The 14964-nt window shown below is 58.3% G+C and carries 11 protein-coding genes; 9 read left to right on the forward strand and 2 right to left on the reverse strand.

The window, feature by feature from the left end; genetic code table 11:
• Positions 1 to 456 precede the first annotated feature (456 nt).
• Entirely contained in the window at positions 457 to 1851 is a 1395-nt protein-coding gene (locus tag ACVWYU_RS05530; protein ID WP_457372162.1) for a hypothetical protein, read from the reverse strand.
• A gap of 356 nt (positions 1852 to 2207) precedes the next feature.
• Between ACVWYU_RS05530 and ACVWYU_RS05535 the strand changes: the two genes are divergently transcribed.
• The 9 genes from ACVWYU_RS05535 (at position 2208) to ACVWYU_RS05575 (ending at position 13239) form a co-directional block, all read left to right on the forward strand.
• The gene (locus ACVWYU_RS05535; protein ID WP_247255767.1) at positions 2208 to 2561 is read left to right on the forward strand and encodes a hypothetical protein; all 354 of its coding nucleotides are present in this window, start codon (positions 2208 to 2210) and stop codon (positions 2559 to 2561) included.
• Positions 2562 to 3290: 729 nt separating this feature from the next.
• Complete coding sequence (locus ACVWYU_RS05540; protein ID WP_457372163.1) at positions 3291 to 4478, forward strand: YcaO-like family protein; 1188 nt, start codon at positions 3291 to 3293, stop codon at positions 4476 to 4478.
• A 291-nt stretch (positions 4479 to 4769) separates the two neighbouring features.
• Positions 4770 to 6209, forward strand: a complete 1440-nt coding sequence (locus tag ACVWYU_RS05545; RefSeq protein WP_457372164.1) for an ATP-binding cassette domain-containing protein — start codon at positions 4770 to 4772, stop codon at positions 6207 to 6209.
• Between the two features lie 169 nt (positions 6210 to 6378).
• Entirely contained in the window at positions 6379 to 7338 is a 960-nt protein-coding gene (locus ACVWYU_RS05550; protein ID WP_003218556.1) for an AAA family ATPase, read from the forward strand.
• 5 nt (positions 7339 to 7343) lie between these two features.
• The gene (locus ACVWYU_RS05555; protein WP_457372165.1) at positions 7344 to 8288 is read left to right on the forward strand and encodes a DUF58 domain-containing protein; all 945 of its coding nucleotides are present in this window, start codon (positions 7344 to 7346) and stop codon (positions 8286 to 8288) included.
• Positions 8285 to 8779 carry a DUF4381 domain-containing protein gene (locus ACVWYU_RS05560; RefSeq protein WP_090320932.1) on the forward strand — a complete coding sequence of 165 codons (495 nt, stop codon included), beginning with the start codon at positions 8285 to 8287 and terminating at the stop codon, positions 8777 to 8779. Before ACVWYU_RS05555 ends, ACVWYU_RS05560 begins: the two co-directional genes overlap by 4 nt.
• A complete protein-coding gene (locus tag ACVWYU_RS05565; RefSeq protein ID WP_457372166.1) occupies positions 8772 to 9851 on the forward strand; it encodes a vWA domain-containing protein in 1080 nt (359 codons plus the stop codon). The genes ACVWYU_RS05560 and ACVWYU_RS05565 overlap by 8 nt, the downstream gene beginning before the upstream one ends.
• Positions 9848 to 11590 (forward strand): tetratricopeptide repeat protein, encoded by a 1743-nt coding sequence (locus ACVWYU_RS05570; protein ID WP_457372167.1) that lies wholly within the window; start codon positions 9848 to 9850, stop codon positions 11588 to 11590. Before ACVWYU_RS05565 ends, ACVWYU_RS05570 begins: the two co-directional genes overlap by 4 nt.
• Positions 11587 to 13239, forward strand: coding sequence for a BatD family protein (locus ACVWYU_RS05575; protein ID WP_457372168.1), 1653 nt, complete (start codon positions 11587 to 11589; stop codon positions 13237 to 13239). Before ACVWYU_RS05570 ends, ACVWYU_RS05575 begins: the two co-directional genes overlap by 4 nt.
• Here ACVWYU_RS05575 and ACVWYU_RS05580 read toward each other — a convergent pair.
• The gene (locus ACVWYU_RS05580) at positions 13227 to 14828 is read right to left on the reverse strand and encodes an ABC-F family ATP-binding cassette domain-containing protein (protein WP_457372169.1); all 1602 of its coding nucleotides are present in this window, start codon (positions 14826 to 14828) and stop codon (positions 13227 to 13229) included. The genes ACVWYU_RS05575 and ACVWYU_RS05580 overlap by 13 nt on opposite strands.
• Positions 14829 to 14964: the final 136 nt, after the last annotated feature.

The raw sequence follows: 14964 nt of genomic DNA on the forward strand, positions 1-14964 counted from the left end.
AAGCGTCGCGTGCAAAACCCCTGTTCGGGGCAACCCGTCACCCTGTTCCTGATTCTCGGGCAGAGGAAACAGGACGACAGGTGGGTGAAGCTGGACGAGACACTCAGGTCACATTCACCTTCCATGAATGGGCATCTGCAAAAACGACTGGGCTGCGCGCAGCGCAATGCCTTTACAGGTGCTCATCCGTTGCGCAGCTTAACGAGTGCGGCAAGGCCCGTGCTTGCGGTGCTGCGACATATTCGGTCAACGGTACGCTGCTTGCGCCATGTGCAACGATCAACACTAGCAGCCGAGCGGGAAATCGGGGAAATTCCTGCCGGATCAGCCGGTCATTCACCCGAAAACACGTGCTCGAGACCGTTGCGTTTTCAAGCGAATCAGAAAAAGACGACACCCATGATTGCGGGGCAAATCATGGGCGCCGACGAGATCGCCGTAGAAACTACGACCAAATCAGTCAATCAAGTCTTCAATGGCTCGAAATTTACTCACGGTGGCGCAGTCGTAACACATCATTTGCAGCGTCATCTTGTCCATGCTGGCGTCGATATTGGCCGAGTCGCACTCACGACAAAACAGCTGCAGATGCCCTGCCAGATCACTGCCGAAGAGGGCCCCGGAAAAAAACTGCGGCACCAATTCATCGCGCCAATAGATTCCGGGGGACTTCGAAAAGCCAGCACCGCTGTCCTTGAGTACCACGTCATATAACAAGCGATGCAAGGCCGACTGCGGCACCCGCGAATCGCGATAGGCTGTCTTGCGCCAATTCCTCGCCAGCGCATCCTGCGCCGTACCCAGCATGTTGCCCGGAATGGTGTTTGCTGCATGGTTTCTGCCCTTGGAGTTGCCGGTCGCATAAAAATGCGCGGCATTTTTCACGGCCAGGCGCGCAAAGTAGTAGAGATGACTTACCGAGAAGTCCTGCAAAAGCTGGCCAACGACGGTTTCGGCACGCCCTTGGGCGCTGAACACAAAATTCACCTCATTGGCCAGCACCTGGATGTACTGGATCGACTCATCCCGCGCCAGACTGAACATCAACGCATAAAGCTCGCTTTTCCAGGCGGGCTGCACGGCCCCGGACAGCTCCTGATAAAGCGCCAGGTACAGCGCGTCGCGAGTGCACTGTACGCCGGGCTCCAGGGCAACGTTTGGCAGCCAGCGTACTGCGGAAAAATCGTTGATCAGGCATCCGGATGCCCGATCGAACGCCTTAATATCCGAGCCCAGATCGACCAATAATGCGCCGCATTCGTAGAGCTTTTTCACCCACTCTTCGCTGGATTCTTCGCTGGGCGCCAAATATTCGCTTCTTGTACTGGCATCGAGCGGGGCGATGCGTTCCGCACCGGCGGCGCCGCCATCGTCCAGCAAGGCAAGCAGGACCAGTTTCTGAACGAAGCTCAGCGACGCATACGGCACTGGCGGACTCGTTACTCCATAACGCTTCTCCAGCTCACTCCGGTCGCGCAACGCTTGGGCCGCGACTTCCTGCTGGCGCACTTTGTAACACTCGATGCAATTACAGAGCCTTTGCCGACCATAGTTGCCCGGCGCGAAGTGATAGTGCTCGCACCGCACGCATTTGAAGGGCTTACGGATTGAGACAGGAGTACCCCTGGCATGCCGACGCACCCACATGGGAAGGTCGCAGTAAGGGCATGCCAGGTCCTTGCTGATGATGGGTGGCAATACCTTCAACAGACTGCGGACATTCGCCGAAATGTTGTATTCGACTGCCAGTTCCGCAGTTTTTTCACCGTTCAGATAACGCTGGTAGAGCTCCTCGACCTGCTCTTCGGACAAATGTTTGATCTCATCCGCCCACTCAAAATAACGACTCATTCAAAGGTCCTTTTTTTCATAGCTGACTACGCAATCCAATGCGTTCGAGCTGCAAAAACTAAGGCAAATAAATCGGACAAAACAAGCAAAAGCGCCGTGGATGCGGGTTATTTTTCTCTTGTATAAATACCCTACAGCCCCATCGGATTTTTCATGTTGCCGGATGAGACACATCCGAAAGACAGGTCTTTCATCATTCATAGACCAAACCATGAAGCCAGACTGAAATTCATCCGACCAATAATATAAAACGCACTATTTTGCGACTCAGGCCACGCGGGGGCAGCACAAAGACTCGACGGCTGGCAGAATTGGCTTTTGTAGCCCTCAAACGCTCGCCGAGCCAGGAACTCCCCATGCAAATGACCACCCCCCTCTTGATCGTCAACCCTTGCGATGAAGAAGAAGACAACATGGCCATGCTCTGCTGCCACAGCAACAAGGGCGAAATGTTCCTGATGACCCGCTACCCGGACGAGGACGAGCTGGAAATCACCCTCGATGACGAACCATCGTCCCTGGACGGTGTGAAAGTCACCCTGAGCCCTACCCTGCTGAAGATCGAAATCGCGGCGGCCGATGCTGATGCGCTCAATGGCGATGATGTGCTGGAGATCACTCACAGCACCGATGCGAGCGAGCTGGCGGAAGTTGAGGAAACCTTGCAGAACATTCTCAAGGGGACCGGGACTTACATCAGCCAACTCTGAAATTTCAGTGTCTGAGCGACCGCCATCGCAGGCAAGCCCCGCTCCTTCAATACCGATGGCGTGCGCAAACATTGCGTCCCTGTAGGAGCGAGACTGCCCGCGAAGGCGTCCAAAAGAACATCGTCAATTCAAGCCCCACAAATCTCCAACGATTTCCCCGACGGATCGCCTGCGATACACATCATCCGGAAATAAGCCTTTCCCTTTCGACTTCCCTCTTGTAAACGACTCCAGCCGTTTTTTGTCCGACTGCGCTAGCAACACCCAATTCTGAAGCAAAAGAAACCATCACCTCTCCAAATCTTTAAACATCGCAAACTACTGGAATAACGGGAAAAATACGCAAATTTTAACAGACTCTAAAATTCGCCGAGATCCATCCCACTTCAATGTAGGAACAAGCCCACATTCACATGGGAAGTTTCGCGACACCGAACAATTGAACCTCAAAAGCCTGACTGCTATTAATAAGTCACTTGCGAATAAATCTCGCAAGCGCAGCACCTACTTCCTAGTGCTGCTCCATAAAAAAAGGAGTTAACATCATGGGTAAAAAACGCACTGAGATAACCCCTTGGGATGAACTTCCCCAGGCATTGATCACATCAAGTGGCCTCTTGGCAAATGAAGTAAACTTCTTTGCCTCGCTGACTAACTGATTCGCACAAATCACATCTGCAGCAAATGCCGAAAGGGCCCTTTCGGCATTCAGACCCCGATGAGGCACTTATGTCAGAGCGTGAAACCGACCCCGTCACGGCTTTACAAAAAATCCAAAGAATAATTGAATCCTTAAATCTAAATGCCGTCACTCAATATATTGATTGCAACGCACTTGTAGCCACAGCAAAACTTTTTGATAAAAGCCGAAATCTAATAGAGTCCGGCGCAGGAAAAGGTCCAGATTCGCTCATTGGAGCTCTTGCTGAAAGCATCGAACACCTCAGCATTTTCCAGTTCAACGCTGATGATTCGAGTGTTCAGTCCTGTGGATTTATCGCTTCTCAAAAAGCAGCAGAAAACGATGGGCTTTTCACTAGCCTGCCAAATGCATCGGAGCTCATAAAATCTTTTAAACTCACAACGCTCGATCAAAGTAAAGAGCTCTTCGTTCCGAAAATTCTTCTATGCCCGAGGATGGAGAGTGCCAATTTGAGTGGTGAAAATACAGGCATGCGCTTCCTGTCTCGTTACTCCTCTAACTCAGGGACTGCTTTTGGCTGCATCAAAGCTGAAGCATTACTTCACGGAATCAATGAAATCATCGAAAGGCACATCCTGTCCTGCTTCTTCATGGCGGTTTGTTCGATTGGTCCGAATATGAAATTATATAACCCCTCTAAACCTTTACTCGTCAAAGCGCTGCAGAACAACGACTACGCCCTTGCGCTAGCAGATAAACTACAGATCATAGTCATAAAAGATGTGATGGATGTTTATTTCTCCGTTGCACTACCGAAATCCGGCCCCGGCCATCACCATTTGTCACCCATCGGTTCAGGTTGTTCATTGGACTTATGCACCGCAATCCAAAGAGCAGCGACGGAACAATTTCAAGTCAGTGAACTGTATGACGATGTGCAAGAAGCGACTGATAGAGCAACACTTTCATTTCTAGCAAGCTCGGAAAAACTAAAACCTCTTATAGATTTCGAAGCTGTAAGCAGATTGAAACTTCCAACTCTCGACCCCCCAATAGTGGATTTCGTAAAAGACGTTCCAGCTCAACTCAACTCATTAGAAAATAATCTTTTACGTACCGGCAAAGTGCCTTACCACAGAGTAGTTACCCGATACTCCGACGACGGCATCGTCTGCCAATCTTATATTCCTGGACTTGAACGTTTTAACCTGATCAGAAATGGTTGCCATGTTGTTCCCCAGCGATTCCTGCGCCAAACGGCGAAAACAGCTTAATTATTGCGAACAGCTATAGGCATTCCCGATGCAGACCTTCATTAGAACAGCCTGTAAAGCACACGTCGCTTTATTGATATCAACGATCACGACGATAATAATATTAAAACTTATTGCTCTCGCCCCTCCATTACTACTAGGAAACGTAATTGACACACTGAACAGCGATGACCGCGCGACACTCAATACACTACTACTTCTAACGGGGGGGTTCATTCTGGCGGGGTGTGTACAAGCAATCATTAATCCGCTGCAAGTATTTTTTTATCCAAACTGGTGCAGAAAGTAGTAATGGACGCATCCACCCACTGGGTTGCGCAACTGATGCGAAAAGAGTTCATCCCGTTCAGCTCTTGGCGTATCGGTCACTTCATAAAATCAGTGGAGCGGGGAATTACAGCACACGAGCAACTATTAACGTTCTTCGTCACCGTTGGACTCCCACTGTGCCTGGAATTTCTGATCGTCGGATGCGCTTTTGCCTACATGGGCGGTATCGGCATTTTCATTGCGATGAGCAGCTTAGGTGTCGTCTATTTATTCGTTGCCTGCCGAATCATCAGGTGGCGCAGAAAACACCTTGATGCAGTCAACGAGCAAGAGGATGAACTCAGCGCGCTCCTATTCAGCACCTTGAGCACTGGCAAATCGATAAAGCTCGAGGCTGCCGAGTACACGGCAACGCAACCCTTGAACAGTGCATTCAAGCATTACGCCGACGCGGCAATCACCGTGGCAAGCTCCGGTGGTGTTTTGAGTGGGACGAAAGTGCTGTTTGTAAGCCTTTCCACGGGCGGATTACTCAGTTGGGGAGTTCTCGATCAACTGACGAACGAGCCAAGCATCAGCGTTGGACAAATGGTTGCCATTTTTTCCATTGCGGGAAGTTTTTTGCTTAACATCACCGCGCTGACCGAGGGCTATCGGGTACTGGATCAGTTCCTCGCTGACCAGCGTCGGCTCCAACAGCTATTGTCATTGCCAAACTTTGACGACAACCGAACAGCCCAAATCAAGCCTCGAGACGAATCGACGCTGACTCTCGAGCCCTGCGTTGTGAGCGACAACGGAATGATTCGCCTGCGTATCGAGAACGCCATCACTTTCACCCAAGGTCAATCGGTCGCTATCACCGGCCCCAGTGGTGCGGGTAAATCGACGTTACTGGAAGCGCTGGCCGGATTGCATGTTCAGCTGAGAAGTCACTTGAACATCGACTGCCTACCGGTTTCCAGACTGAGCGCGCAGACTCATTTGAACGTCCTCAGATATTGTCCTCAGTCCCCGCAGTTTCTGGAAGGCACCTTTAAAAATTCAGTCCTGTTCGGAGTTGCTGAATCGCCATGTCTAAACCAGGCAATACAGCGACTAAACCTCGAAGAAGTTGTTGGCCATCGCCATCTCACTGAGAATGCATCCAACATTTCAGGCGGCGAAGCCAAACGTCTATCACTGCTGCGGCTGATCAACAGACCGGGACGATTCAATCTGTTCGACGAACCCAGCGCATCAATCGAGCCAAAGCTCGCCACCCCAGTCTGGGAATTGCTATTCGACACCTTCGCCGGTCGTGGACTAATTTGTGTGACTCATGATGTCAGCCACCTGCACCGCTTCGACCGCGTCATCGTCATGCAAAACGGTACGATCGTTGACGACGGTCCGTGGTGCGAACTGGTCGACAGGACAGCCATCAAACTGCTGATGAGTGACCTCCAATCGATGGAGTAATACCAGTAGAGTCGTCACCATTTCATGTACGGTGGCGAGACCGAACTCAAATCCCTGCACTTTACGCAAAATGCCGTTAGTCGCCGCCCCCCGCGATGGATTAAAGTAACGCCCCCAGCCCTGGCGTTATTCGAACGTCGTCGGTCACCCTTTCCAGGAACAGTCATCGATGGAACATCGTGAAGCGCTGCTTGCGCTGCGAACCTTTCTTTCAACGCAGATTCTCGGCCAGGAAAAACTCATCGAGCGCTTGCTCATCGCCCTGCTTGCCGACGGCCACATGCTGGTCGAGGGCGCCCCTGGCCTGGCCAAGACCAAGGCCATCAAAGAACTGGCCGAGGGCATCGAAGCCCAGTTCCATCGCATTCAGTTCACCCCCGACCTGTTGCCCGCCGACATTACCGGCACGGAGATCTATCGCCCGGAAACCGGCAGCTTCGTGTTCCAGCAAGGCCCGATCTTCCACAACCTGGTGCTGGCGGACGAAATCAACCGGGCCCCGGCCAAGGTCCAGTCAGCCTTGCTCGAAGCCATGGCCGAGCGCCAGGTCAGTGTCGGACGCAGCACGTATGAGCTATCGCCGCTGTTTCTGGTGATGGCCACGCAAAACCCCATCGAGCAGGAAGGCACCTACCCGCTGCCCGAAGCCCAGCTCGACCGTTTCCTGATGCACGTGAAAATCGGCTTCCCCGATGCCGCCGTCGAACGGCGGATCCTGCAACAGGCTCGCGGCGAAGCGCTGAACGGTGAGACCAAGCCCGAACGCCGGGTCAGTCAGCAGGCCATCTTTGCCGCGCGCAAGGAAATCCTCGGCTTGTACATGGCCGACGCCGTGGAGGAATACCTGGTGCAATTGGTCATGGCCACGCGGACACCGGCCAAATTCGACCCGGAAATGGCCGAATGGATTGCCTACGGCGCCAGTCCTCGCGGTTCGATTGCCCTCGACCGTTGCGCCCGCGCCCATGCATGGCTGGCCGGACGCGACTTCGTCAGCCCGGAAGACATCCAGGCCGTGCTGTTCGATGTGCTGCGCCATCGCATCATTCTCTCCTTTGAAGCCGAAGCCGCGGGGATCGACCAGGATCGGGTGGTCCAGCGGATTCTCGACGTCGTAGCCGTCGCTTGACCCCGATGAACGCCCCCCTGCCGTCCCAACCGGGTATCCGCATCACGCTCGCCGAGCTGATCGAGATGCGCCATCGCGTACGTGAAGTGCAATTGTTCTCCACGCCGAGCCAACGCAGCCCGCTGATCGGCCTGCACCACTCCAAGCTGCGCGGACGTGGCGTGGACTTCGATCAGGTGCGGGTCTACCAGGCCGGTGACGACGTGCGCACCATCGACTGGCGCGTCACGGCACGGACTCAAGAGCCGCACACCAAACTGTTCCACGAAGAACGCGAGCGGCCGATCTTCATCATGGTCGAGCAAAGCCGCCGGCTGTTTTTCAGCTCCGGGCTGATGTTCAAGTCGGTGCTCGCCGCCCAAGCCGCGAGCCTGATCGGCTGGGCCGCGCTGGGTCATAACGATCGGGTCGGCGGACTGGTGTTCGGCGACAACGAGCATTACGAAATCAAACCCCGGCGCAGCAAGCAGAGCCTGCTGCAATTGCTCAACCGACTGGTGCGGGTCAACCAGTCCCTGAACACCGAAAGCGAGCCGGCCCGCGATGCCTTCGGCATTGCCTTGCGTCGTGCCCGGGAAGTGTTGCGCCCGGGCAGCCTGGCGATCGTGATCTGCGACGAACGGGCCCTGTCCGAGAGCGCCGAACAGCAATTGAGTTTGTTGTCGCGCCATTGCGATCTGTTGCTGCTGCCACTGTCCGACCCGTTGGATCACGCCCTGCCCGCCGCCGGGCTGTTGCGCTTTGCCGAACGTGGCGCGCAGCTGGAACTCGACACGTTGAATTTCGACCTGCGCCAGACCTACCGCGCCCAGGCCGAAGCGCGCATTGCCCGTTGGGAATTGCTCGCGCAAAAACTGCGCGTGTTGTTGATGCCCTTGAGCACCCAAAGCGAGATGGTCGAACAATTGCGCGAATACCTGAACCCGCAGAAACCGGGGAAAGGCCGATGAACAGTCTCGATCAACTGCAACCGCTGATTACCCCACCCGCCATCGGATTCTGGCCACCAGCGCCGGGCTGGTGGTTGTTGCTGTTGTTGCTGCCTTTGATCGGTTTCGGCCTGTGGAAGCTGCGACGCTTCTTGCCGGGCAAACGCCCGGTCGTGCGCGCCGAGCAACCACTGGACCCGGTGCGCCTCGCCGCACTGGCGGAACTGGCGTTGATGCCCAAGCCCTACGACGGTGCGCCCGCAGGCGCCTGGCTGCAACAGCTCAACGGCCTGCTCAAGCGCCTGTGCCGAAACCACTATCCCTACAGCCAGAGCCACACCCTCAACGGACGCAAATGGCTGGCCTTTCTGGACAACCGCTGCCCGGCAGCCGGCCTGACCCGCTGGATGGTGCTGGTCGAAGGCGCCTACAAGCCCGAATGCAAACTCGACGACAAGGCCATTGCCGGCCTGACCCAAGCCGTCGAAATCTGGATTCGCAAACATGTTTGAGTTCGCCTGGCCGTGGATCTTCGTCCTGCTGCCCCTGCCGTGGCTGATGCGCGTACTGTTGCCGGTGGCCGACAGCGGCGAGCCGGCGCTCAAGGTCAGCTTCCTCAGTGACCTTGAAGGCCTGGCCCGGCGTCGCGCTCGCGCCAACCTGCCGGCCTGGCGCCAACAGGCACCGTTCATGCTGCTGTGGCTGATGTTGCTGACCGCCGCCGCGCGTCCGCAATGGCTGGGCGAACCCCTGCCGATTGCGGCCAGCGGCCGCGATCTGCTGGTGGCGGTGGATGTGTCCGGTTCCATGGACTTCCCCGACATGCAATGGCAGGACGACGATGTCAGCCGCCTTGCGCTGGTCCAGCATTTGCTCGGTGATTTCCTGGAAAGCCGCGAAGGTGATCGGGTCGGCCTGATCCTGTTCGGCAGCCAGGCGTACCTGCAAGCGCCCCTGACGTTCGACCGCCACACGGTGCGTGTCTGGCTCGACGAAGCGCGTATCGGCATCGCCGGCAAGAACACCGCCATCGGCGACGCCATTGGCCTGGCCATCAAGCGCTTGCGCCAGCGTCCGGCACAAAGCCGCGTATTGATTCTGGTGACGGACGGCGCCAACAACGCCGGCCAGATCGACCCGCTCACCGCAGCGCGCCTGGCGGCCAAGGAAGGGGTGAAAATCTACCCGATCGGCATCGGCGCCGACCCGGAGCAAAGTGGCACCCCGGGGTTCCTCGGGATCAACCCGAGCCTGGATCTGGACGAACCGTCCCTCAAAGCCATCGCCGAAACCACGGGCGGCCAGTACTTCCGGGCTCGTGACGGCAAGGAACTGCAGGCGATCAAGGAGACTCTCGACCGACTGGAGCCCGTAGCCCAGCAACCAACCCAGGCCCGCCCGGCTCAGACGTTGTATCAGTGGCCTTTGGCGCTGGCACTGTTGTTGAGCATGCTGTTGGTGGCCCGCGAACTCTGGCCGGATAACCCCTTGCACCGTCTGTTTACCAAGGATCTGTTTTTGCAAACGCAACTGCCTGACTGGCGCGAGCGGCTCAAGCGCCTGCGTCTGCGGAGGCGTCGATGAGCGCACTCTGGCCCTACTGGTTCCGCCCCTGGTGGCTGCTGTTGCTGCCATTGCTTGGCTGGTTACTCTGGCAACTCTGGCATCGGCAGAAACGTGCCGGGCGTTGGCAGATGATTCTGCCGCCCGCCTTCCACTCGGCATTGCTCAGTGGTGGCAACGGACGCGACAGCAAACTGCCGTGGATCGCCCTTGGCGTGGCCTGGCTGCTGACCGTGTTCGCACTGTTGGGCCCGAGCTGGGAACGTGTCGAGCAACTGAGCCAGAAACCCGCCGACCCATTGGTGGTGCTCCTGGAGTTGACCCCGGAGATGCTCGCCGCCGACGTTCAGCCCAACCGCCTGGAGCAGGCCCGGCGCAAGCTCTTCGACCTGCTGCAAAATCGCAGTGATGCGCAGACGGCCATCGTCGTATACGCCGGCAGTGCGCACACCCTCGTTCCCCTGTCGGATGATTTGGCCACCAGCCACAATCTGCTCGATGCCCTCAAGCCGTCGCTGATGCCCGAAGCCGGCCATCGCGCCGACCTCGCGGTAGCCAAGGCCCTGACCTTGCTGCAACAGGCCGCCCTCGGCGATGGCCGGATCCTGTTGATCGGTTCATCTCTCACGGAGCAGGAACGCCTGGGGATTCGCCGCGCGCTGAGCGGCAAATCAACGCAGTTTCTGATGCTCGGCATCGGCACCGCCGAAGGTGCGCCGATCACTCAGGAAGATGGCAGTTTCCTCAAAGATGAACAGGGCGCGATTCTGGTGCCTCGTCTGGACGACGCTGGCCTCAAAGCCTTCGCCAGTGACCTGGATGGACATTATCGCCAGGCGCGCCTGGACGATACCGACCTGCGCGCCCTCGGCCTGCTCGACGGCCCGCGTAACCTGCGCAACGACGGCCAGACCCTGCGCCTGGACACCTGGGCCGATCAGGGTTACTGGCTGCTGCTGCCCTTGTTGTTGCTGGCGGCCTGCGCCGGCCGTCGCGGCTGGCTGTTCTGCCTGCCGCTGTTGCTGGCATTGCCACAGTCGAGCTATGCCTTCGACTTTCAGGACCTGTGGCTGCGCCCCGACCAACAGGGTCAACACCTGCTCAAGCAGAAACGCCCGGCAGAAGCGGCACAACATTTCGAAGATCGCCAATGGCAAGGTGTGGCCCTTTACGAGGCCGGCGACTACACCGGCGCCGCCCAGCGGTTCGCCGAAGGCAATGACGCCCACGCCCACTACAATCGTGGCAATGCCCTGGCCAAAAATGGCGAACTGGAAGCCGCACTGGATGCTTACGATCAGGCACTTGAACGCCAGCCGGACTTGCGCCCGGCCCTGACCAACAAGGCACTGGTGGAAGCCCTGATCAAGCAGCAGCAGACCCCGCCTGCCGCCGAGCCGGACAAAACCTCCACTGAAGAGCCGCAGACGCCGCCCCAGGAATCACCGTCCGGCGCCACCTCGACGCAACCGTCGGGCACGGGCGAACCGAAGGCCGAAGGCGAGGACGCCCAATCCGCCACCGAACAACCACCAGCCCGCCCGACCCGCCCCGGCAGCAATGAAGTACCGGGCAGCGAACTGGGGGATGAACAGCACACCACACCGCCCATGCGCCCGGCCAACGACAGCATCGAAGGCGAACAACAGCAGGCGCTGGAGCAGTGGCTGAGGCAGATCCCGGATGACCCCGGCGAATTGCTCAGACGCAAATTCTGGTACGAACAGCAACAACATCAGGATCAGGGAAAAACTCGATGACCCGCTTCACCGCCTACATGCTCGCCTCGATGCCGGCCTTGCTGATCTGCACCGCTCAGGCCCAGGCAGCCGAGCTGGTCGCCAGCGTCGATCGCACCCGCCTGAGCTCCGGAGAGACAATCGAACTGACCCTGGAGTCCTCCGACGTCACGCAGTTCGGCAAGCCGGACCTGACGCCGCTGGAGCCACTTTTCGAGGTGCGTGGCACACGTCAGGTCAACCAGTTGAACACCCTCAGCGGCGACAACCGCGCCACCACACGCTGGATCGTCACCCTGCTGCCCAAAGAAAATGGCAGCGTAGTGATTCCGCCGTTGAAGCTGGGTGACGTCGAGAGCCAGCCGATCACCGTGCAAGTGGTGGAAAGCCAAACCCAGGACAACCCGAACAAACAGGCCCCGGTCTTCATCGACGCCAGCCTCGACCAGAACAGCGTTTACGTGCAGGCTCAGGCGGTCCTGACCTTGCGCATCTACCATTCGGTGTCGCTGTACGACGACAGCAGCCTGCCGCCGCTGCAGATTCCCGATGCACGCATCGAGCAGCTCGGCGAGTCGCGCACCTACGAGAAAGACATCAACGGCGTGCGCCACGGCGTGATCGAAATGCGTTACGCGATCTACCCGCAGCACAGTGGCGAATTGATCATCCCGGCGCAAACCTTCAATGCCGCCCTGGTGGATGCACAGCCCGCCCCGGACGCCACACCGCAGTCGCCGAAATCCGGCAAGCTGATGCGCGTCAGCTCCAGCGAACTGCTGCTGACGGTCAAGGCCAAGCCCATCACCTACCCCGCCGACCTGCCATGGCTGCCGGCACGCAGCCTGACCCTGAGCGAGCACTGGAACCCGGAACCGGAGCATGTCCAGGTCGGTGACTCGCTGACCCGCAGCCTGATCGTCAAGGCCGAAGGCCTCGGCAGCGCACAGCTACCACCATTGCCGGGCACCGAAGCCAGTGGTCTGCGTCGTTATCCGGACCAACCGGTGCTGGGCAACCAGAACAACGACCGCGGCCTGATCGGCAGTCGTGAAGACCGTGAGGCGCTGGTGCCGGTCCGTAGCGGACCGATCGAGCTGCCGTCGGTCGAAGTGGTCTGGTGGAACACCTTTGAAGACCATCTGGAACACACCAGCCTGCCGGCCCGAACCCTGCAGGTCGCGGCCAATCCGAGCCTCGTGGTCGACACGCCGGCCGGCAACTCACCGGCCAACGCCACTGTCGACAACGAAACCCTGCGGCGCTGGAAACTCAGCACCTTGATCCTCGCTTGCACGACGCTGCTGGGCTTTGGCCTGTGGTGGCGCGCGCGCTGGCAACCGGCAATTGCGCGAGCCGCGCAGACCGGCCCGAGCCCGCGCACCGTGCTCGACGACCTCAAGCGTGCCTGCCAGGCCAACGATCCCCACGCCACGCGCCAGGCCCTCGACGCCTGGGCCCGACAGCAACCGGAAACCCTGGCCGACATGGCCGCCCGCTTCGTGCCACTGTCCGACGCCCTCGACGGCCTGAACGGCGCGCTCTACAGCGAAACCGGCCAACACTGGCAAGGCGAAGAGCTGTGGCGGGCGATCCGCACCATCCCGATTGCCGAGCGGGTCCAGGACCCGGTGGGTGACAGTGGTTTGCCGCCGCTTTATCCCAAATGACGCGGTGCGTTGCCGAGATGGAACTCGGTATCCAGATGGATCGCCTGTAAAAAAGCACTGTCGTGGGAGACCACGATCAACGCCCCGGTGTATTGGTCGAGCATCTGTTCGAGGGCGATTTTACTGGGCAAATCCAGATGATTGTCCGGCTCGTCCAGCAACAGCAGTTGCGGTGGTCGCAGCGCATACAACTCGGCGGCCAGGGCAATTTTCAGGCGCTCTCCCCCGCTCAACTGGCAGGTTTTGAGCATCGCCCGATCCGCATCGATCCCCATCTGTGCCAAGCGAGTCCGCGCATCGGCTTCGGGCAGCTGCGGGTTACTTTCGTAAAGCCATTGCACCGCCGTACGTTGCGGGTGCTGCAGCCCGGCGTGTTGATCCAGCCAGCCAACATGACAATTGCGCACCACGTCCCCTGCACACGCTGGAAGCTGCCCGGCGATGACCTGCAACAGGGTCGACTTGCCGCTCCCGTTGGCGCCCATAATAGCCATGCGCATAGGGCCCGTCAGCGTCAGGTTGATTGGCTGCGCATGGCCGAAAGGCAGAGCGACATTGATCAACTGCACGATCAGCTTGCCATTGGGCACCGAGCACTCCGGTGACAGCATCACGCGCTGGATGTCCGGCGCACAGCGCGCCCGAACCTCGGCGATTCGTTGCTGTTGTTGTTCGCGGGCCAACTGTTGATTGAGGCGCAACTTGCCTTGACTGTTTTCGCTGCGTTCTTTTTGCGCATTGGTAATCAGTTTGGTCTGGTTGCCGTCACGCGCCTGGCGGTCGCCCCGCGCATTGCGCCGTTGCTGACGCTCCATCTGCACGATCATCTCGCGTTGCTCGCGCCGGGCTTGTGCCCGCTCGCCTTGCAGGGCCGACTGGAACGCCTGCTGTTCCTGCTCGCGCGCTGCCGAATAATGACTGTAGTTGCCGCCATACACCGCCAGCCCGAGGAGCGAAAGCTCGACAATTTCGTCGACGTGGTCCAGCAGACCGCGATCGTGGCTGATCAGGATCAATCCATTTGGCCAGCGCTCGATCTGCTGTGCGAGCTTGTGTTGCTGATCGATATCCAGATGGTTGCTCGGCTCATCCAGAATCAACCAGTCGGCCCTCGATAACCACGCCCCCATCAGCGCCACCCGCTGCCGTTCGCCGCCACTGAGGTCGTCAGTGCGAGTGTCGGCACTCAAGTGACCGAGTCCGATTTGCTGCAGCTCGGCCTCAAGGCGAGTGGCGCAATCCCACTGGTCGGACGCCAGGGCATGATCGTCTTCGTCGATGACGCCCTGAGCAATGCGATCCAGCGCCCTCAGAACAGGTTCGACCCCTGCCAGCGCGGCGACGTTGGGGTAGCGCTCGGGCTCAAGCAATTGCGCCACCGCATAAACCCGCCCTTCGCGGCGGACGATGCCGCTGGTGGGCAGTTGCTCCCCCGTCAGGAGCCGGCCAAGCAAGGACTTGCCACAGCCATTGGCGCCCACGATGCCAGTTACCCTGGTGCTGAAAGTGTGGTTCAAGTGTTCGAACAGCACGCGCCCGTCGGGCAGGTTGAACGACACCTGATCAAGTTGCAGTAACCGTTGAGTCATGACACTTCCTTGAACAATCGGCCCAATGGGCACTGAACCACTTCCTGATGGTGCGTAACGATCCGTGCCGAGGGCCAATGTACGTCGACTTCGTGCGCCGCTCCACCCATTACAAGATCGAAGGATTCAAGCCTGC

The organism is Pseudomonas sp. TE12234 (assembly GCF_054061835.1).